Below are 19,689 nucleotides of genomic sequence, written 5' to 3'. Positions count from 1 at the left end.
AGTTTTTTGTGACTACAAAATTCTCGAAGGGGCGGCCTAGGATTCCGGGCATGGTGGATGAGCGGTGGCGCGACGGCGCGGGGACGGTCGGTGGCGGACGGATCGCCGGCCAGGAGGCGGAGACCGGCTTCGGCGAGGAGGACGCCCGGCTGACGCTGCGCGAGCGCAAGAAGCTGCGCACCCGGCAGCGGATCTCCGGCGAGGCGACGCTGCTGTTCATCCGGCGCGGCTTCGACAACGTCACCGTCGCCGAGGTGGCCCGCGCCGCCGAGGTGTCCACGATGACCGTCTTCAACTACTTCCCGCGGAAGGAAGACCTCTTCCTCGACCGGATTCCCGAGGCGCTGGAACTGCTCACCCGCGCCGTCCGGGAGCGCGGGCCGGGCCGGACGCCGCTGGCCGCGCTGCGCCGGCTGACCTCCGAGCTGCTGGAGCAGCGCCACCCGCTGGGCGGGGTGGGGGAGGGGTTCGAGCACTTCTGGCGTACGGTGCTGGACTCGCCGGCGCTGCGCGCGCGGGGCCGTGAGGCGGTCGAGGAGCTGGAGGACAGGCTCGCCGGGCTGCTCGCCGAGGCCGCGGGCGGTGACGCCGGGCGGCCGGACCATGACTCCCGGCTGGCCGCGGCGTTGATCGTCGCGGGGGTCCGGGTGGCGTACGCCGAGGCCGCCGGCCGGCAGCTGCGGGGTGACCCGGCGGACGAGGTGGCCGTTGAGCAGGTCGAGGTGCTGCGGCGGACGTTCGATGCGCTGGAGCGGGCGCTGCCCGGGAGCGGCTGAACCGTCGGGGGCGGCGCGTTTTCGCAGCGTACGGGCGTGCGGCGGGCCGGGAAGGATGTGGGGCCGCCACACGTTTGGGTGAAGAGGGCGTACGAGCCCCGTAAATCGAATGCGCGTGCTATAGGCTCGTGTGTGGCATCCCAAAGACAGTGCCGTGGCGGGCCCCATACCCTGGGGCGGGGCTCCGCTCCGCTTCGCCGCCTCTGCTCATTCACCGAGCGGCGGACGCAGAGCCACGGCTCCCGCCCCCCTCCAAGAAAGGTGCCGACCGGCGTGGCCGACCGTCTCATCGTCCGTGGCGCTCGCGAGCACAATCTCAAGAACGTCTCGCTCGACCTCCCCCGCGATTCCCTCATCGTCTTCACGGGGCTGTCCGGGTCGGGCAAGTCCTCGCTCGCCTTCGACACGATCTTCGCCGAGGGGCAGCGGCGCTATGTCGAGTCGCTCTCCTCCTACGCCCGGCAGTTCCTCGGGCAGATGGACAAGCCCGATGTGGACTTCATCGAGGGCCTGTCCCCCGCGGTGTCGATCGACCAGAAGTCGACCTCGCGCAACCCGCGCTCGACGGTCGGCACGATCACCGAGGTCTACGACTACCTCCGCCTGCTGTTCGCCCGCATCGGCAAGCCGCACTGCCCCGAGTGCGGGCGCCCCATCGCCCGGCAGTCGCCGCAGGCGATCGTCGACAAGGTCCTGGAGCTGCCCGAGGGCAGCCGCTTCCAGGTGCTCTCCCCCCTGGTGCGGGAGCGCAAGGGCGAGTTCGTCGATCTCTTCTCCGACCTCCAGACCAAGGGCTACAGCCGCGCGCGGGTCGACGGGGAGACCATCCAGCTCTCCGAGCCGCCCAAGCTGAAGAAGCAGGAGAAGCACACCATCGAGGTGGTCGTCGACCGCCTCACGGTCAAGGAGAGCGCCAAGCGGCGGCTGACCGACTCCGTCGAGACCGCCCTCGGCCTCTCCGGCGGCATGGTCATCCTCGACTTCGTCGATCTGGAGCCGGACGACCCGCAGCGCGAGCGGATGTATTCGGAGCATCTGTACTGCGCCTATGACGATCTGTCCTTCGAGGAGCTGGAGCCCCGCTCCTTCTCCTTCAACTCGCCCTTCGGCGCCTGCCCCGACTGCACCGGCATCGGTACGCGCATGGAGGTCGACCCCGAGCTGATCGTCCCCGACGAGGACCGCTCCCTCGACGAGGGCGCCATCCACCCCTGGTCGCACGGCCACACCAAGGAATACTTCGGCCGCCTCGTCGGCGCGCTGGCCGATGCCCTCGGCTTCCGTACGGACATCCCCTGGGCCGGGCTGCCGGCCCGCGCCAAGAAGGCCCTGCTGCACGGCCACAAGACCCAGATCGAGGTGCGCTACCGCAATCGGTACGGCCGCGAGCGGGCCTACACCACCCCCTTCGAGGGCGCGGTGCCGTTCGTCAAGCGGCGGCACTCCGAAGCGGAGAGCGACAGCAGTCGCGAGCGCTTCGAGGGCTATATGCGCGAGGTGCACTGCCCGACCTGCGAGGGCACGCGGCTCAAGCCGATCGTGCTCGCCGTCACGGTCCAGGAGAAGTCGATCGCCGAGGTCGCGGCCATGTCGATCAGCGACTGCGCCGACTTCCTGCGGGACATGAAGCTCGACGCCCGCGAGAAGAAGATCGCCGAGCGGGTCCTCAAGGAGGTCAACGAGCGGCTGAAGTTCCTGGTCGACGTCGGCCTGGACTACCTCTCGCTGAACCGCGCGGCCGGCACCCTCTCCGGCGGTGAGGCCCAGCGCATCCGCCTCGCCACTCAGATCGGCTCCGGCCTGGTGGGCGTGCTCTACGTCCTGGACGAGCCGTCGATCGGTCTGCACCAGCGCGACAACCACCGGCTGATCGAAACCCTGGTGCGGCTGCGCGACATGGGCAACACCCTGATCGTCGTCGAGCACGACGAGGACACCATCAAGGTCGCCGACTGGGTCGTGGACATCGGCCCCGGTGCCGGTGAGCACGGCGGCAAGGTCGTGCACAGCGGCCCGATGAAGCAGCTGCTGGCCAACAAGGAGTCGATCACCGGGCAGTATTTGTCCGGCAAGAGAGCCATCGCGACACCGGACATCCGGCGGCCCGCCGACCCCAAGCGGCAGCTGACGGTCCACGGCGCGAAGGAGAACAACCTCCGCGACATCGACGTCTCCTTCCCGCTCGGGGTGTTCTCCGCCGTCACCGGTGTCTCCGGCTCCGGCAAGTCGACGCTGGTCAACGACATCCTCTACACCCACCTCGCGCGCGAGCTGAACGGCGCCAAGTCGGTCCCGGGGCGGCACACCAGGGTCGCCGGCGACGATCTGGTGGACAAGGTCGTGCACGTCGACCAGTCGCCGATCGGCCGCACCCCGCGGTCGAACCCGGCCACGTACACCGGTGTCTTCGACCACGTCCGCAAGCTCTTCGCGGAGACGATGGAGGCCAAGGTCCGCGGCTATCTGCCGGGGCGCTTCTCCTTCAACGTCAAGGGCGGCCGCTGCGAGAACTGCTCCGGCGACGGCACCATCAAGATCGAGATGAACTTCCTGCCGGACGTGTACGTGCCGTGCGAGGTCTGCCACGGCGCGCGCTACAACCGCGAGACGCTGGAGGTCCACTACAAGGGCAAGTCCATCGCCGAGGTGCTGGACATGCCCATCGAGGAGGCGCTGAGCTTCTTCGAGGCGGTGCCGACCATCGCCCGGCACCTCAAGACGCTCAACGAGGTCGGCCTCGGCTACGTCCGGCTCGGTCAGTCCGCGCCGACGCTCTCCGGTGGTGAGGCCCAGCGGGTCAAGCTGGCCAGCGAGCTCCAGAAGCGTTCGACGGGCAGCACGGTCTACGTCCTCGACGAGCCGACCACCGGTCTGCACTTCGATGACATCAGCAAGCTGATCAAGGTGCTGTCCGGGCTGGTCGAAAAGGGCAACACGGTGATCGTCATCGAGCACAACCTCGATGTGATCAAGACGGCGGACTGGGTCATCGACATGGGCCCCGAAGGCGGCAACGGCGGCGGAATGGTCGTCGCCGAGGGCACGCCGGAGGAGATCGCGTCGATCCCGGCCAGCCACACCGGCAAGTTCCTGCGGGAGATCCTCGGCGACCGCGTCAGCGACGCCGCGCCGGTGCCGGCGCAGGCGAAGAAGCCGGCCGCCAAGAAGACCGCGGCGAAGAAGGCCACGGCCAGGAAGACGACGGCGCGGGCCGGCCGGGCCTCCTGACGCCGAGGGCCGTTCCGGCCGGGCCGTCACCGCTCCCGTTCCAGGGCGTGGCGGCGGCCCACCGCCGTCAGCGCACCGACCAGCCGGTCCCGAGGTGCGCCACGCCGCCGACGCCGTGGCGACCGGCCTGTCCGAGCTGCCGCTCCTACGCCGCCAACTCCGTGGCAAATGGCGGCTCCGCGCCCGCGCGTGAGCAGGTGATGGCGGCCGCGCGGGCGGCGAAGCGCAGGATGTCCTGCCAGTCGTCGGCGCCCAGCGCGGTGACGGCGGCGTACGAGAGGGCGCCATGGGCGTCCAGACGGTGCAGCAGCGCCGCGTTGACCGTGTCGCCGGCGCCGATGGTGTCGACGACGGTGACCCGCTCGCCGGGCACCGTCAGCTCACCGCCGCCCCGCGTCAGCACCGTCAGCCCGTCACCGCCCCGGGTGATCACGATCGCCGCCGGCCCGGCGCCCAGCCACTCCCGGGCGGCCGCACCCACCGCATCCCAGCCCCCGCCGGTGCCCGCCCCGGCCAGCCACAGCGCGTCCTCCTCCGACAGCTTCAGCAGCGCCAGATCCGGGAGCCAGGAGCGGAAGCGGGCCCGATAGGCGTCCGGGTCGTGGATCAGACCGGGCCGGATGTTGGGGTCGAGCGCGGTGAAGACCCCACGCCGGGCCTCCCGGCGCAGCAGCGACTCATACGCGCTCGCGCCCGGTTCCAGGACCAACGAGCAGGTGCCCAGCGACAGCGCGTCGACCGCGTCGGGCAGCGCCGGCGGCAGGGTGAAGAGCCGGTCGGCGGTGCCGTCGGCGTAGAACCCGTAGCCGGCCGACCCGTCCGGGCTGATGTCCGCCACGGCGAGGGTGGTCGGCTCGCCGCCGCGCTGCACGAGCGAGGTGTCCACCCCGCCGCCGCGCAGCCCGTGCAGCAGCGCCTCGCCGAAGGCGTCGGTGGAGACCCGGGAGCAGAAGGCGGTGGGCGAGCCCAGCCGCCCCAGCGCGACGGCGGTGTTGTACGGCCCGCCGCCGCGCCGCGGCAGCAGCGTCGGCAACTGGCCTTCCAGGGAGGGGGACTGCGAGCTGGGGACGAGGTCGATCAGCGCCTCGCCGGCGACGACGATCACGGGGTGCGGTTCCTTTCCGGGGCGGCCGGGGGTGCGGCCGGGACGGTGGCCGGGGCGGTGGCCGGGGCGGGTTCGGCGCAGCCGCACGACGTACGGTGCACGAACGCGCAGGGGAGGCGAAGGGTGCGCGGGGGGCGGTCCGGTTCCTCCAGGCGCTCCAGCAGCAGCCGGACCGCCGCCGCCCCGATGTCCTTGCTGGGCTGGGCGATCGCGGTCAGCCGAGGGGTGAACAGGTCCGCCCACGAGAAGTCGTCGAAGCAGGCCAGCGCGATGTCCCGGGGCACCTCCAGACCCAGTTCGCCGAGCGCCCGGAGCGTGCCGATCGTCATCGCGTTGTTGGCGGTGATGATCGCCGTGGGCGGCTGGGGCACGGCGAGCAGCCTGCGGGTGGCGTCCTGGGCGCCGTCCGCCTCGGAGTTGCCGCCGGCGAGGAGTTCGGGTGCGAAGGGCAGACCGCGCTCGCGCAGCCCCTCGCGGTAGCCCTGTACCCGTTCGGTCGTCGTGCTCAGGCCGGGCAGCCCGGCGACCAGGCCGATCCGGGTGTGCCCCGAGTCGGCCAGGTGCTCGACCAGTTGGCGCACCGGGCCGGTGCTCTCGGCGCAGACCTGGTCGTGCTCGTCACCGACCAGCCGGTCCAGGAACACGGTGGGGACCTGGCGCCGGGCCAGATAGTCGACGGTCTCCGCCGGCTCCGCGGACGGCGCGACGATCATGCCGTCCACCCGCCGCTCGTGCAGCAGCTGGACGACCTTGCGCTCGTGCCGCGGTGCGTCGTGCGGATCGGCGAGCAGCAGGCTGTAGCCGGCCTCCAGCGCGCCCGCCTCGACGCCCTGGAGGATCTCGGTGAAGTACGGGTTGCTGATCGCGGAGACCGCCAGGCCGATCGAGCGGGTGCGGGAGGTCACCAGCGAGCGGGCCAGGGTGTTGTGGGTGTAGCCGAGTTCCTCGATGGCGCCGAGCACCGCGGCCCGGGTGTCCGGGCGCACCGGCCGGGTCTCGTTGAGCACATGCGAGACCGTGGCGACGGAGACCCCTGCCCGCCGCGCCACATCCACCATCGTCGTCATCCGGCTCTTCCTCCCCGCGTGCGGGGCGCCACGGCGGCGCCCACGGCCGCTCCTGGCAGCCCGTCCCGCGAGTCCACCACATTACGAGTATCCGCCAGCAAACGTAAACGCTTACGCAAGCGTTTACGTACGGGCGTCTTCTTCTTCGCCGCGACGACCCTGCTGGCCTTCCTCTTCGTCCACCGGCTGCTGCCGGAGACCAGGGGCCGCAGCCTGGAGGAGATCGAAGCGGACCTGCTGCTGGGCAGGGCGGACCGCCGCGGAGGCGCGCAGACCGCCCCGGTATCGTCGAAGGCCGGCGCCGCCCACTGATCAGGAGCTACGACATGACCGCGTCCCCCGACCGCCGGACCGTGCTGCGCGGGGCCGCGCTCGTGGGCGCCGCGTGCTTCGGCGCCGCCGCCTGCGCTTCGGGGGAGCAGAAGTCCGGCACCCGCCCGGCCTCGGACGCGCCGGTCGAGCTGGGCCCGGCCTCGGAGGTGCCGGTTGGCGGCGCCAAGCTCTACGGCGACCGGCGGCTGCTGGTCTCGCAGCCGGCCAAGGGCCAGTTCAAGTGCTTCAGCACCGTGTGCACGCACATGGGCGCGATCCTGAACAAGATCGAGAAGGAGCAGGGCGTCTGCCCGCTGCACGGCAGCCGCTTCCAGGTGACCACCGGCGAGGTCGCCCAGGGCCCGGCGACCCGCCCGCTGGAGGAGGTCCCGGTCCGGGTCAAGGGCGGCAAGCTGATCGCGGGCTGAGGCGGCCGGACGCCGCCTGCTCCCTGTCCCTCATCCCACCGATGCTGCGCCCTGTCCCCAGTCCCACCGGTGCTGCTCTCTATCCCCAGTCCCACCCGATGCCGAGTATCCCGGGACGTACCCCCTGCTCCACGAGGTGCACGGCGTGGTGCCGGCCGCTGAGCGTCAGCTCCTGCTGGGCGCTGCGCGGGGCGGCCGCCGAAGCCTGGGCGAAGCGGCGGCAGCGCACCGGCAGCGCCGCCTCGTCGAAGCGCACCTGAAGGACGTACTGACCGCCGGCGAAGCTGAAGCCGCGCAGGTACTCGGTGCTCGGTCCGCCGCTGCCGTCCTCGAAGGCGTAGCCGAAGACATGGGTGTCACCGGCCCGCAGCCGGGTGTCGAAGAGCAGCTCGGCGACCACCACCCCGGCCGTGTCGTCCCCCCGCACCCGGCCCAGCCGGCAGTTCTCCCCGGGGCGCACCCGCACCCGGGTCGGCTCGCAGCCCGACTCGCCCCGATGGATGGCGATATAGCGGTCCACGCCGTCCCGGTGGGCGCGCACCACCTGCAGCGACTCCCGCTCGATCAGCTGGCGTTCGGGCCCTATGCGGACCCGCTCGTGATGCCCCACGGTGTGCAGCCCACCGTCCGCGGGGGTCTCCAGCTCGGTGAAGAGCCGCTGCAGCGCGTCGGCGGGCACCACCAGCGAGCGGTACGAGCGGGCGGCCGGCCGCTCGGCCTCCGGGCGGTGTCCGCCCTCCGGGACCAGCAGCCGGTGCAGCGAGTACGCGGGCAGGTCCAGGACCTCCTCCAGGGCGCGCACCGCCCGCAGCGATTCGGGGCGCTGCGGCCGCCGTGCGCCCTGCTGCCAGTAGCTCAGGCTGGTCACCCCGATGGTGATGCCGCGCTGGGCGAGCTTGTGCTGGACGCGGGTGAGGGCGAGTCCCCGGGCGGTGAGCGCGGAGCGCAGTGCGAGATGGAAGGGGCCGGTCCGCAGCAGCTGCGCCAGCTCCGCCGACTGGGGGGTGTCCTGTGCCATTGCCTCAATCCTCCGGCGCGCAGGTGAACGTTCACAACCGGATCGCGTGCCGCGTGCTCTTCCTGCCTGTTCACTGCAGTACGCCGGGCATCGGCCGTTCACATCCGGGCCCGTCCGTCCACACCCCCATGTCACCTCGCATTGAAGCGTGTTGACCTGCCTGCGACAACACCCGATGCTCCTCGCAAGCATCCGGATGCGCTCCTCTCCCCCTCACCCCCCAGTCGGGAGGAACGCCATGACCCGTGCACCCCACGCACGCAGTCCCCACCGCAGACGGCTGTCGGCCGCGGCGCTCACGGCCGCCGTACTGACCGCGCTCCCCGGGGCCACCGCCATCGCGGCCACGCCCCTCGCGCCCCCGGCGCACACCGTCACCGCACCGCACCGCACCACTTCCACCGCCTCCACCACTTCCCCGCACGCCACCGCGCCGCGCGCCGCCAACCGCCTGAACATCTCCATGCAGGCCCAGGAGAAGTCCAACTGGTGCTGGGCGGCATCCGGCAACACCATCGCGACCTGGTACGGCAGGAACTACAGCCAGAACGCGTTCTGCAACGCCGCCTTCAACCGCCAGCAGGGCACCACGTGCCCCAACAACCAGGCGACCCTCGGCAACGTGCAGACCGCACTGGACTGGATGGGTATCAACTCCGGCTCCTATGTGTCGGGGTGGCTCCGCTACGGCACCGTCCAGAGCGAGATCAACGCCAACCGGCCCATAGAGACCCGCATCCAGTGGTCCTCCGGCGGCGGTCACATGCACGTCGTCTACGGCTACGACACCGACCGCAACTGGGTCTACTGGGGCGACCCCTGGGGCTCCAACGACCGCTACAACTGGGGCGACTTCGACTACTACGTGGACGGCAACTCCTTCTCCTGGACCCACTCCCTCTACCGGATAGGAGCCTGAGGCCATGACGCAGCGCACCGCCGTCCGCGCCGTCGCCACCGGCGCCCTCGCCACCGCCCTCATCGGCCTCGCTCCGCACACCGCGCTCGCCGCCCCCGCGCCGGGGCCCCAGGCGCCGGCCCGGGCGAGCGTCGCCGCCGCCCGCCAAGCGGCCACCTCCGCCGCGACCCTGGACACCCTCGCCCGCTTCTTCGCCGCGGACGGCGAGCGCCGGGGCGCCCGCGCGGCCGCCCCCGGCAGCGCACAGGCCGCCCCGCACATCGAGGGCGCCACCGTGCCCGTCTACGTCCTGTCGCCGGACTTCGTCCGAGGCAGGGGCAAGGCCCCCGTCGCCCGCCTGGAGTTCCTCGCCAGCAAGGCCGTCGCCGCCGACGGCCGTACCGCCTCGGTGTGGACCGTGCGCCAGGGCGGCGCCTGGAAGGTCGTCAACATCGCCAGCGGTGACGACGAGGCCCGCTACACCGCGGCCGGGGCCGCCCGGGACAGCGCCGGCACGGTCTTCCACGAGCCGCAGATCGACGCCTGGTACCTGCAGCGCGGCGACCGTGTCGAACCGCTGGACGCGGACGCCCGTAAGGCCGTCGGCGCGGCCGGCACCACTGTGGCGGCGTACCAGAAGCGGGTGGCCAAGGCCTACGGGGACAAGCTCCCGGGCTCCGCGTACGACAAGCGGGGCGAGGCCGGCGGCTACGGCGAGGCCGTCCCCGGGGCCGAGGCGCCCGCGGCCGGGGCGCCCCTGGCGAAGAAGCCCGCCGACAAGGGGCATGCGGCCGCGGCCCGGCAGCCCGCCGAGGCGGGCGCGCTCACGGGCGACGCCCTGCCGGTGACCGCCGCGACGACGGTGGCGGCCCTCGCCGCCGCGCTCGCCCTGGGGCTGTCCGCCACGGCGGCGCTGCGCAGGCGGCGCGGCGACTGACCCGGCCGCCCGGCCCGCCCGGCCGGTCGCCGGCCGGGCGCGGCGAGTGACACGTCGGCTCCGGTGCGGCCGCCGGCGTGGCCCGTGCCCCGCCCCCTCCCCCCTCCCCCATAGGGGAGGGGCGGGGGGAGGGTTCGGGGGTGGGGGAGGAGGCGACCACGGCCGGACTCCGGCCGCACTCCGCCCCCACCACGGGCCGGATTGCCCCCCACCACGGGCCGGATTGCTCCCCACCACGGGCCGGAGTCCCCACCCACGACGGGCCGGACTCCGCCCCCTGCCAAGGCCATTGACACCACCCACCACCCACCACTCACCACCCACCGCTCCACTTCCCCCGGCCCCACCCCACACCCTGCCCACCACACCCTGCCCACCACACCCTGCCCACCCCACACCCTGCCCGGCCTCTCCCGCCCCGCCGCCCCGGCAGCCGCCTCTCCGTGGCGCAGCCCCCACATCCCGCAGCCCCCGCGGCCCCCGCAGCCCCCCCCCGCAACGCCCGCGGCACCGTCCCGCCGTCGCCCGGGAGCGAACGGGAGCGATCCGGAAACCGTGATTGTCGGTGGCGGTCAGTAGGGTGGTGTTCATGGCAGACCCCAGCAGCTACCGACCCAAGCCGGGACAGATCCCCGACTCGCCGGGGGTCTATAAGTTCCGCGACGAGCACGGCCGGGTCATCTACGTGGGCAAGGCCAAGAGCCTGCGCCAACGCCTGGCCAACTACTTCCAGGACCTGGCCGGCCTCCATCCGCGTACGCGCACGATGGTGACCACCGCCGCCTCCGTGGAGTGGACCGTCGTGTCCACCGAGGTCGAGGCGCTCCAGCTCGAATACAGCTGGATCAAGGAGTTCGACCCCCGCTTCAACGTCAAGTACCGCGACGACAAGAGCTATCCGTACCTCGCGGTGACGCTCAACGAGGAGTTCCCGCGCGCCCAGGTCATGCGCGGCGCCAAGAAGAAGGGCGTGCGCTACTTCGGCCCGTACGCCCATGCCTGGGCCATCCGCGAGACCGTCGACCTGATGCTCCGCGTCTTCCCGGTGCGCACGTGCTCCGCCGGCGTCTTCAAGCGCTCCGCGCAGATCGGCCGCCCCTGCCTGCTCGGCTACATCGGCAAGTGCTCGGCCCCCTGCGTCGGCCGGGTCTCCGCCGAGGAGCACCGCGAACTGGCCGAGGAGTTCTGCGACTTCATGGCGGGCCGTACGGGCGCGTACATCCGCCGGCTGGAGAAGCAGATGCAGGACGCCGCCGAGGAGATGGAGTACGAGCGGGCCGCCCGGCTGCGGGACGACATAGGCGCGCTCAAGCGGGCCATGGAGAAGAGCGCCGTGGTGCTCGCCGACGCCACCGACGCCGATCTGATCGCCGTCGCCGAGGACGAGCTGGAAGCCGCCGTCCAGATCTTCCACGTCCGCGGCGGCCGGGTGCGCGGACAGCGCGGCTGGGTCACCGACAAGGTCGAGGCCGTCACCACCGGTGACCTCGTCGAGCACGCCCTCCAGCAGCTGTACGGCGAGGAGCGCGGCGACGCCGTCCCCAAGGAGGTCCTGGTACCGGCGCTCCCCGAGCCCGTCGAGCCGGTCGCGCAGTGGCTCTCCCAGCGCCGCGGCTCCCAGGTCTCGCTGCGCATCCCGCAGCGCGGCGACAAGAAGGACCTGATGGCCACGGTCGGCCGCAACGCCCAGCAGGCCCTGGCCCTGCACAAGACCAAGCGCGCCTCCGACCTGACCACCCGCTCCCGGGCCCTGGAGGAGATCGCCGAGGCGCTCGGCCTGGATTCGGTGCCGCTGCGCATCGAGTGCTTCGACATCTCCCACCTCCAGGGCGACGACGTCGTCGCCTCGATGGTGGTGTTCGAGGACGGTCTCGCCCGGAAGAGCGAATACCGCCGCTTCCAGATCAAGGGATTCCAGGGCCAGGACGATGTCCGGTCCATGCACGAGGTCGTCGGCCGCCGCTTCAAGCGCTACCTCCAGGAGAAGCAGAAGTCGGGGGAGTGGACGGAGGAGCCGGACGGCGACGCCCCGCTGGAGGGCGACGGTCAGGTGGACCCGGACCGCGCCACCGGCGGCCCCGTCGACGACGACGGCCGCCCCAAGCGGTTCGCCTACCCTCCCCAGCTGGTGGTCGTCGACGGCGGCGCCCCGCAGGTCGCGGCCGCCCGCCGGGCCCTGGACGAGCTCGGTGTCGACGATGTCGCCGTCTGCGGCCTGGCCAAGCGCCTGGAGGAGGTCTGGCTGCCCGAGGACGACGATCCGGTCGTGCTGCCGCGCAGCAGCGAGGGCCTCTACCTCCTCCAGCGCGTCCGCGACGAGGCGCACCGCTTCGCCATCACCTACCAGCGCAGCAAGCGCACCAAGCGGCTGAAGTCCTCGCCGCTCGACACCGTCGCGGGCCTGGGCGACACCCGCCGTCAGGCGCTCCTCAAGCACTTCGGTTCGCTGAAGAGGCTGCGGGCCGCGACGATCGACGAGATCTGCGAGGTCCCGGGCGTCGGGCGCAAGACCGCGGAGACGGTCGCCGCGGCGCTGGCCGGGGCGGCACCGTCCGCTCCCGCGGTGAACACCGCCACAGGAGAGATCATTGAGGATGACGGGGCCCGACCGGCCGCGTTGTCGGCAGAACGGGGGCAGGAACGATGAGCACACCGCACGAAGAGCAAACCGAGAGAGACGGTGCACAGGTGAGTACGGGCACGGTCGGCGAGTCCGACCAGGGAGAGAGCGCCGCGATCCCCGAGTTGGTGATCATCTCCGGGATGTCCGGCGCCGGCCGCAGCACGGCAGCGAAGTGCCTGGAGGACCTGGGCTGGTTCGTCGTCGACAACATCCCGCCCGAGCTGATCGCGCCGATGGTGGAGCTGGGCGCCCGCTCGCAGGGCAACGTCGCCCGCATCGCGGTCGTCGTCGACGTCCGCGGCCGCCGCTTCTTCGCCAACCTCAAGGAGTCGCTGGCCACCCTCGACGCGCAGAACGTCAAGCGCCGCATCGTCTTCCTGGAGTCCTCCGACGAGGCCCTGGTGCGCCGCTTCGAGTCGGTGCGCCGACCGCACCCGCTCCAGGGCGACGGCCGGATCGTCGACGGCATCGCCGCCGAGCGCGATCTGCTGCGCGAGCTGCGCGGCGACGCCGACCTGGTCATCGACACCTCCAGCCTCAACGTCCATGAGCTGCGCGCCAAGATGGACGCCCAGTTCGCCGGCGAGGAGGTCCCCGAGCTGCGCGCCACGGTGATGTCCTTCGGCTTCAAGTACGGCCTGCCGGTCGACGCCGACATGGTCATCGACTGCCGCTTCATCCCCAACCCGCACTGGGTCCCCGAGCTGCGCCCCTTCACCGGCCTGAACGACGAGGTCTCCGACTACGTCTTCGGCCAGCCCGGCTCCAAGGAGTTCCTGGACGGCTACGCCGAGCTGCTGCGGATCGTCGCCGAGGGCTACCGCCGGGAGGGCAAGCGCTATGTGACCATCGCCGTGGGCTGTACGGGCGGCAAGCACCGCAGCGTCGCGATGTCCGAGAAGCTGGCCCGCCGCCTGGTCTCCGAAGGGGTGGAAACCGTCGTCGTCCACCGGGACATGGGGCGCGAGTGAGCGGGCGCACACCGCGGCTCCGCAGGGTCCGTAGATTCGTCCCCAGCGTCCGTACGACGAAGGGCGCCACCCCCAAGGTGGTGGCGCTCGGCGGCGGCATGGGCCTGTCCGCCTCGCTGGCCGCGCTGCGCCGCATCACGGGCGATCTGACGGCCGTGGTCACGGTCGCCGACGACGGCGGCTCCAGCGGCCGGCTCCGCGACGAGCTGGGCGTGCTGCCGCCGGGCGATCTGCGCAAGGCGCTGGCCGCCCTGTGCGGGGACGACGACTGGGGCCAGACCTGGGCCCGGGTCATCCAGCACCGCTTCCAGAGCGAGGGCGAGCTGCACGACCACGCCGTCGGCAATCTGCTGATCGTCGCCCTGTGGGAGCAGCTCGGCGACCATGTCCAGGCGCTCGACCTGGTCGGCAAACTGCTCGGCGCCCATGGCCGGGTGCTGCCCATGTCGGCGGTGCCCCTGGAGCTCCAGGCCCAGGTCAGGGGCCACGACCCGGACCGCCCGGACGAGGTCTCCACGGTCCGGGGCCAGGCCACGGTGGCGCTCACCCGAGGTGAGGTGCAGTCCGTCCACGTGGTCCCCGAGGACCCGCCGGCCGTCCCCGAGGCGGTCGCCGCGGTGCGCGACGCCGACTGGGTGGTGCTCGGCCCCGGCTCGTGGTTCTCCTCGGTGATCCCCCATCTGCTGGTGCCGGAGCTGCGCGAGGCGCTTGAGGAGACCAAGGCCCGCAAGGTCCTCTCGCTCAACCTCGCGCCGCAACCCGGCGAAACCGATGGCTTCTCCCCGCAGCGTCATTTGGAGGTTTTGGCCCGACACGCCCCTAAACTCGCCTTCGACGTGGTGCTGGCCGACAGGGCCGCCGTGCCCGACATCGAAGGTCTGACGGTTGCCGCCAAGCAGCTCGTCGGAAGCGAGGTCGAGCTGGCGGCGGTCGCGGCACAAGGAGACGACGCCCGGTCGCACACCGGGGGAGCCCCCGACCGGCACGACCCGGAGCTGCTGGCAGCCGCGTACGACCGTATTTTTCGGATGCATGGAAGGATCGGCCCATGGCGATGACGGCTGCGGTGAAGGATGAGATCTCCCGGCTCCCCGTCACCCGGACCTGCTGCCGGAAGTCGGAGGTCTCGTCGATCCTGCGCTTCGCGGGGGGACTGCACCTGGTCAGCGGGCGCATTGTGATCGAGGCGGAGCTGGACACGGGCATCGCCGCCCGCCGGCTGCGCAAGGACATCCTGGAGATCTTCGGGCACAGCTCCGACCTGGTGGTGATGGCCCCCGGTGGCCTGCGGCGCGGCAGCCGCTATGTCGTACGGGTGGTGGCCGGCGGCGATCAGCTGGCTCGCCAGACCGGCCTGGTCGACGGCCGCGGCCGGCCCATCCGAGGGCTGCCACCACAGGTGGTCTCCGGCGCGACCTGCGACGCCGAGGCGGCCTGGCGCGGCGCCTTCCTCGCCCACGGTTCGCTCACCGAGCCCGGCCGCTCCTCCTCGCTGGAGGTCACCTGCCCCGGTCCGGAGGCGGCGCTGGCGCTGGTCGGTGCCGCCCGTCGACTGGGCATCGGGGCCAAGGCCCGTGAGGTGCGGGGGGTGGACCGCGTCGTCGTCCGTGACGGTGATGCGATCGGCGCCCTGCTGACGCGGCTCGGCGCCCATGAGTCGGTGCTGGCGTGGGAGGAGCGGCGGATGCGCCGCGAGGTCCGCGCCACCGCCAACCGCCTCGCCAACTTCGACGACGCCAACCTCCGCCGCTCGGCGCGGGCCGCGGTCGCCGCGGGTGCCCGGGTCCAGCGGGCCCTAGAGATCCTCGGCGAGGAGGTCCCCGAGCACTTGGCGGCCGCCGGCCGGCTGCGCATGGAGCACAAGCAGGCCTCGCTGGAGGAGTTGGGCGCCCTCGCCGACCCGCCGTTGACGAAGGACGCCGTCGCCGGCCGGATCCGGCGGCTGCTGGCGATGGCCGACAAGCGCGCCCAGGACCTCGGCATCCCCGGCACCGAGTCCAACCTCACCGAGGAACTCGCCGAGGGCATGGTCGGCTGAACCGAGGCCGAATCCTTCGTGATACGCGCCCCCGGCGCCCGTACAGGGTGCCGGGGGCGCGGCCGTATGCGGACGGTGTTCGCGGGAGCGGATGGAACGGGCGTCAGAGGGGCTGAAGGTCGCTCACTTGAGCACCTTTGGGCGCCGATGTCAATGTCACGTACGTCTCGTTCAGGGGGTAGGGTCGGAGGCGGTCGGGGACATCCCATACAGCTCGCCGGTAACTGCGCCGGCGTACCAACGAGGAGATCGGTTCGTGACGATCCGCGTAGGCATCAACGGATTCGGCCGCATTGGTCGTAACTACTTCCGCGCGCTCCTGGAGCAGGGGGCGGACATCGAGATCGTCGGTGTCAACGACCTGACCGACAACGCCACCCTGGTCCACCTGCTGAAGTACGACAGCATTCTGGGTCGCCTCAAGCAGGACGTCAGTCACACCGACGACAGCATCACGGTCGGCAACCAGACCTTCAAGACGATGGCCGAGCGCGACCCGGCGAACCTCCCCTGGGGCGAGCTCGGCGCCGACATCGTCATCGAGTCGACCGGCATCTTCACCAAGCGCGAGGACGCCGCCAAGCACCTCGCCGCCGGTGCCAAGAAGGTCCTGATCTCCGCGCCCGCCAAGGGCGAGGACATCACGATCGTGATGGGCGTCAACCAGGACAAGTACGACGCGGCCAACCACCACGTCATCTCCAACGCCTCCTGCACCACCAACTGTGTGGCGCCGATGGCGAAGGTCCTCGACGAGAACTTCGGCATCGTCAAGGGCATGATGACCACGGTCCACGCCTACACCAACGACCAGCGCATCCTGGACTTCCCGCACAGCGACCTGCGCCGCGCCCGCGCCGCCGCGGAGAACATCATCCCGACCTCGACCGGTGCCGCCAAGGCCACCGCCCTGGTCCTCCCGCAGCTCAAGGGCAAGCTGGACGGCATCGCCATGCGCGTCCCGGTCCCCACCGGATCGGTCACCGACCTCGTCCTGGAGCTCGACCGCGAGGTCACCAAGGACGAGATCAACACCGCCTTCCAGAAGGCCGCCGAGGGTCAGCTCAAGGGTGTCCTGGAGTACACCGAGGACCCGATCGTCTCCTCGGACATCGTCAACTGGCCGGCCTCCTGCACCTTCGACTCCCAGCTGACGATGGCTCAGGGCAAGCAGGTCAAGGTCGTCGGCTGGTACGACAACGAGTGGGGTTACTCCAACCGTCTGGTGGACCTGACCACCTTCGTCGGCGGCCAGCTCTGATCCCTGGTTCACAGCCGAGGCACCGAGATGTGAGGACGGGGCTCGTACGACGCGATGAGGCGTCGTACGGGCCCCGTTCCGTGACCGACCGACCCATGTGATGGAGTCACTCCTCATGAAGACGATCGACGACCTCCAGGTAGCGGGTAAGCGGGTCTTTGTCCGCGCCGACCTGAACGTGCCGCTGGACGGCACCACCATCACCGACGACGGCCGGATCCGCGCCGTCGCCCCGACGATCGCCAAGCTCGCCGAGCGCGGCGCCAAGGTGATCGTCGCCTCCCACCTGGGCCGTCCCGAGGGCGCCCCGGACCCGGCCTTCTCGCTGGCCCCCGCGGCCGAGCGACTGGGCGAAATCCTCGGTCAGGACGTGGCGTTCGCGACCGACACGGTCGGCGACTCCGCCCGGTCCGTGACCGAGGGCCTGGCCGACGGCCGGGTGGCGGTGCTGGAGAACCTCCGCTTCAACGCGGGCGAGACCAGCAAGGACGACGCCGAGCGGGGCGCCTTCGCCGACCAGCTCGCCGCCCTCGCGGACCTGTACGTGGGCGACGGATTCGGCGCCGTGCACCGCAAGCACGCCTCCGTCTACGACCTGCCCCGGCGCCTTCCGCACGCCGCCGGCGATCTGATCGCCACCGAGGTCGGCGTCCTGAAGAAGCTCACCGAAGACGTCAAGCGCCCCTACGTCGTCGCGCTCGGCGGTGCCAAGGTCTCCGACAAGCTCGCGGTCATCGACCAGCTGCTGGAGAAGGCCGACCGCATCCTGGTCGGCGGCGGCATGGCGTACACCTTCCTCAAGGCCAAGGGCCACGAGGTCGGTATCTCGCTGCTCCAGGAGGACCAGGTCCCGGCCTGCCTGGAGTACCTGGCGCGCGCCGAGAAGCGCGGCGTGGAGTTCGTGCTCCCCGTCGACGTGCTGGTTTCGGCCGAGTTCCCGGACCTGACGACCAAGGCCCCGGCGAACCCCGAGACCGTCGCGTCGGACGCCATCCCGGCCGACAAGGAGGGCCTGGACATCGGCCCGAAGACCCGCGAGCTCTACGCCGCGAAGCTCGCCGACGCGGGCACGGTCTTCTGGAACGGCCCGATGGGCGTCTTCGAGCACCCCGACTACGCCGGCGGCACCAAGGCCGTCGCGCAGGCCCTGCTGGACTCGCCGGCCTTCACCGTCGTCGGCGGTGGCGACAGTGCCGCCGCGGTCCGACTGCTGGGCTTCGACGAGAATGCTTTCGGCCACATCTCGACCGGTGGCGGCGCCAGCCTCGAATACCTCGAAGGCAAGACGCTCCCCGGCCTCGCCGCTCTGGAGGACTGAACAACCGTGAGTGACCGCACCCCGCTGATGGCGGGCAACTGGAAGATGAACCTCAACCACCTCGAGGCCATCGCGCACGTCCAGAAGCTCGCCTTCGCCCTCGCCGACAAGGACTTCGACGCCGTAGAGGTCGCGGTGCTGCCGCCCTTCACGGACCTGCGCTCGGTCCAGACGCTGGTCGACGGCGACAAGCTCAAGATCAAGTACGGCGCCCAGGACCTCTCGGCGCACGATTCCGGTGCCTACACCGGTGAGATCTCCGGCCCGATGCTCGCCAAGCTCAAGTGCACGTTCGTGGCCGTCGGCCACAGCGAGCGCCGCCAGTACCACGGCGAGAACGAAGAGATCTGCAACGCCAAGGTCAAGGCCGCCTTCCGCAACGGCCTCACGCCGATCCTGTGCGTCGGCGAGGGCCTGGACGTCCGCAAGGCCGGCAACCAGGTCGCGCACACCCTCGCGCAGGTCGACGGCGGTCTGAAGGACATCCCGGCCGAGCAGGCCGAGACCATCGTGATCGCCTACGAGCCGGTGTGGGCCATCGGCACCGGCGAGGTCGCCACCCCCGAGGACGCTCAGGAGGTCTGCGGTGCGATCCGCGGCCGCCTCGCCGAGCTCTACAGCCAGGAGCTGGCCGACAAGGTCCGCATCCAGTACGGCGGCTCGGTCAAGTCCGGCAACGTCGCCGCGATCATGGCGCAGCCGGACGTGGACGGCGCGCTGATCGGCGGCGCGGCCCTCGATGCGGATGAATTCGTGAAGATCGTCCGCTTCCGCGACCAGTAGCAGCTATGACGAGGGCGAGCCCTCGTCGTACCCTGTCGGGGCCGGGACCGGTGCAGCCGCGCCGTCCCGGCCCCGCACCATTTGTTTCATGGGTCTTGATCCAGACGTCTTGATCCGTACGTCCGTCCGTCAGTCCTAGAGAGTTGGTCCAGCCGTGGTCATCGGGTTCTCGATCGCCCTCATCGTCTTCAGCCTGCTGATGATGATGCTGGTGCTCATGCACAAGGGGAAGGGCGGCGGTCTGTCCGACATGTTCGGTGGCGGCATGCAGTCCTCCGTCGGCGGCTCCTCGGTCGCCGAGCGCAACCTGGACCGCATCACCATCGTGGTCGGTCTGCTGTGGTTCGCCTGCATTGTCGTCCTCGGTGTCCTGATGAAGCTCGGGAGCTGACATACCGTCGGAGGCGCGGCCTATCATGAGGGCGGCGTCCTAGGACGGGTAACTCCGGTCACTGGACGCGCGTTGGGCCTTACGTAGACTGGGGCGTTCCGCAGCGCAGCTGCTGTGAAGGCGTGGCAGCACCATTACGCAGGGAGTTACGACCGTGGCAAGTGGCAACGCGATCCGAGGAAGTCGGGTCGGGGCGGGGCCGATGGGGGAGGCCGAGCGCGGCGAGTCCGCGCCGCGCATCCGCATCTCCTTCTGGTGCTCCAACGGGCACGAGACGCAGCCCAGCTTCGCCGGCGATGCGCAGGTTCCGGACACCTGGGACTGCCCGCGCTGTGGATTCCCGGCCGGCAAGGACCGGGACAGCCCGCCGGACCCGCCGCGCACCGAGCCCTACAAGACCCACCTCGCCTACGTCCGGGAGCGCCGCAGCGACGCCGACGGCGAGGCGATCCTCGCGGAGGCGCTCGCCAAGCTCCGCGGCGAGATCTGACGGGACCCGTACGCACACGGCCGGCCCGGCCGGAGGGACACGCCC

The 19,689-nt window shown here is 71.3% G+C and carries 18 protein-coding genes; 15 read left to right on the top strand and 3 right to left on the bottom strand.

Annotated features, from left to right (window positions below):
• Nucleotides 1–50 precede the first annotated feature (50 nt).
• Together ACFWZH_RS35620 and uvrA are read left to right on the top strand one after the other, a co-directional pair.
• The gene (locus tag ACFWZH_RS35620) at nucleotides 51–776 is read left to right on the top strand and encodes a TetR/AcrR family transcriptional regulator (protein ID WP_384441224.1); all 726 of its coding nucleotides are present in this window, start codon (nucleotides 51–53) and stop codon (nucleotides 774–776) included.
• 273 nt (nucleotides 777–1,049) lie between these two features.
• Nucleotides 1,050–4,004 (top strand): excinuclease ABC subunit UvrA, encoded by a 2,955-nt coding sequence (gene uvrA, locus ACFWZH_RS35615; protein ID WP_384441221.1) that lies wholly within the window; start codon nucleotides 1,050–1,052, stop codon nucleotides 4,002–4,004.
• A 145-nt stretch (nucleotides 4,005–4,149) separates the two neighbouring features.
• Here the strand turns inward: uvrA and ACFWZH_RS35610 are convergent, their stop codons facing one another.
• Nucleotides 4,150–5,109: a carbohydrate kinase gene (locus ACFWZH_RS35610; RefSeq protein ID WP_384441218.1), complete on the bottom strand. Its 960-nt coding sequence runs from the start codon at nucleotides 5,107–5,109 to the stop codon at nucleotides 4,150–4,152.
• A complete protein-coding gene (locus ACFWZH_RS35605) occupies nucleotides 5,106–6,176 on the bottom strand; it encodes a LacI family DNA-binding transcriptional regulator (protein WP_384441215.1) in 1,071 nt (356 codons plus the stop codon). Before ACFWZH_RS35605 ends, ACFWZH_RS35610 begins: the two co-directional genes overlap by 4 nt.
• Nucleotides 6,177–6,194: 18 nt before the next feature.
• On the opposite strand from ACFWZH_RS35605, the gene ACFWZH_RS35600 reads away from it, so the two are divergent.
• Together ACFWZH_RS35600 and ACFWZH_RS35595 are read left to right on the top strand one after the other, a co-directional pair.
• Nucleotides 6,195–6,488 carry a hypothetical protein gene (locus ACFWZH_RS35600; protein WP_384441212.1) on the top strand — a complete coding sequence of 98 codons (294 nt, stop codon included), beginning with the start codon at nucleotides 6,195–6,197 and terminating at the stop codon, nucleotides 6,486–6,488.
• 14 nt (nucleotides 6,489–6,502) lie between these two features.
• Nucleotides 6,503–6,916, top strand: a complete 414-nt coding sequence (locus ACFWZH_RS35595) for a Rieske (2Fe-2S) protein (RefSeq protein WP_384441209.1) — start codon at nucleotides 6,503–6,505, stop codon at nucleotides 6,914–6,916.
• Between the two features lie 79 nt (nucleotides 6,917–6,995).
• On the opposite strand, the gene ACFWZH_RS35590 is transcribed toward ACFWZH_RS35595, so the two are convergent.
• Nucleotides 6,996–7,934, bottom strand: a complete 939-nt coding sequence (locus ACFWZH_RS35590; RefSeq protein WP_384441206.1) for a hypothetical protein — start codon at nucleotides 7,932–7,934, stop codon at nucleotides 6,996–6,998.
• A gap of 238 nt (nucleotides 7,935–8,172) precedes the next feature.
• Between ACFWZH_RS35590 and ACFWZH_RS35585 the strand changes: the two genes are divergently transcribed.
• The 11 genes from ACFWZH_RS35585 (at nucleotide 8,173) to ACFWZH_RS35535 (ending at nucleotide 19,644) form a co-directional block, all read left to right on the top strand.
• A complete protein-coding gene (locus ACFWZH_RS35585) occupies nucleotides 8,173–8,853 on the top strand; it encodes a papain-like cysteine protease family protein (protein WP_384441203.1) in 681 nt (226 codons plus the stop codon).
• Nucleotides 8,854–8,857: 4 nt separating this feature from the next.
• The gene (locus tag ACFWZH_RS35580) at nucleotides 8,858–9,769 is read left to right on the top strand and encodes a hypothetical protein (protein WP_384441201.1); all 912 of its coding nucleotides are present in this window, start codon (nucleotides 8,858–8,860) and stop codon (nucleotides 9,767–9,769) included.
• A gap of 589 nt (nucleotides 9,770–10,358) precedes the next feature.
• Nucleotides 10,359–12,416: an excinuclease ABC subunit UvrC gene (gene uvrC / locus ACFWZH_RS35575; protein WP_384441198.1), complete on the top strand. Its 2,058-nt coding sequence runs from the start codon at nucleotides 10,359–10,361 to the stop codon at nucleotides 12,414–12,416.
• On the top strand, nucleotides 12,413–13,363 hold the full coding sequence (rapZ, locus tag ACFWZH_RS35570) for an RNase adapter RapZ (RefSeq protein WP_384441194.1): 951 nt from the start codon (nucleotides 12,413–12,415) through the stop codon (nucleotides 13,361–13,363). The genes uvrC and rapZ overlap by 4 nt, the downstream gene beginning before the upstream one ends.
• The gene (yvcK, locus tag ACFWZH_RS35565; RefSeq protein ID WP_384441190.1) at nucleotides 13,360–14,421 is read left to right on the top strand and encodes a uridine diphosphate-N-acetylglucosamine-binding protein YvcK; all 1,062 of its coding nucleotides are present in this window, start codon (nucleotides 13,360–13,362) and stop codon (nucleotides 14,419–14,421) included. Before rapZ ends, yvcK begins: the two co-directional genes overlap by 4 nt.
• A complete protein-coding gene (gene whiA, locus ACFWZH_RS35560) occupies nucleotides 14,412–15,401 on the top strand; it encodes a DNA-binding protein WhiA (protein ID WP_018091880.1) in 990 nt (329 codons plus the stop codon). The genes yvcK and whiA overlap by 10 nt, the downstream gene beginning before the upstream one ends.
• Nucleotides 15,402–15,657: 256 nt before the next feature.
• The gene (gene gap, locus ACFWZH_RS35555; RefSeq protein WP_384441187.1) at nucleotides 15,658–16,662 is read left to right on the top strand and encodes a type I glyceraldehyde-3-phosphate dehydrogenase; all 1,005 of its coding nucleotides are present in this window, start codon (nucleotides 15,658–15,660) and stop codon (nucleotides 16,660–16,662) included.
• A gap of 115 nt (nucleotides 16,663–16,777) precedes the next feature.
• Entirely contained in the window at nucleotides 16,778–17,980 is a 1,203-nt protein-coding gene (locus tag ACFWZH_RS35550) for a phosphoglycerate kinase (RefSeq protein ID WP_384441184.1), read from the top strand.
• Nucleotides 17,981–17,986: 6 nt separating this feature from the next.
• Nucleotides 17,987–18,763, top strand: coding sequence for a triose-phosphate isomerase (tpiA, locus tag ACFWZH_RS35545; RefSeq protein ID WP_384441181.1), 777 nt, complete (start codon nucleotides 17,987–17,989; stop codon nucleotides 18,761–18,763).
• A gap of 154 nt (nucleotides 18,764–18,917) precedes the next feature.
• A complete protein-coding gene (gene secG, locus ACFWZH_RS35540; RefSeq protein WP_384441178.1) occupies nucleotides 18,918–19,154 on the top strand; it encodes a preprotein translocase subunit SecG in 237 nt (78 codons plus the stop codon).
• Between the two features lie 154 nt (nucleotides 19,155–19,308).
• Nucleotides 19,309–19,644: an RNA polymerase-binding protein RbpA gene (locus ACFWZH_RS35535; RefSeq protein WP_016578660.1), complete on the top strand. Its 336-nt coding sequence runs from the start codon at nucleotides 19,309–19,311 to the stop codon at nucleotides 19,642–19,644.
• Nucleotides 19,645–19,689: the final 45 nt, after the last annotated feature.

The organism is Streptomyces sp. NPDC059008 (assembly GCF_042749045.1).
Lineage (GTDB): Bacteria > Actinomycetota > Actinomycetes > Streptomycetales > Streptomycetaceae > Streptomyces.
This window is presented reverse-complemented; position numbering and strand designations above follow the sequence as displayed.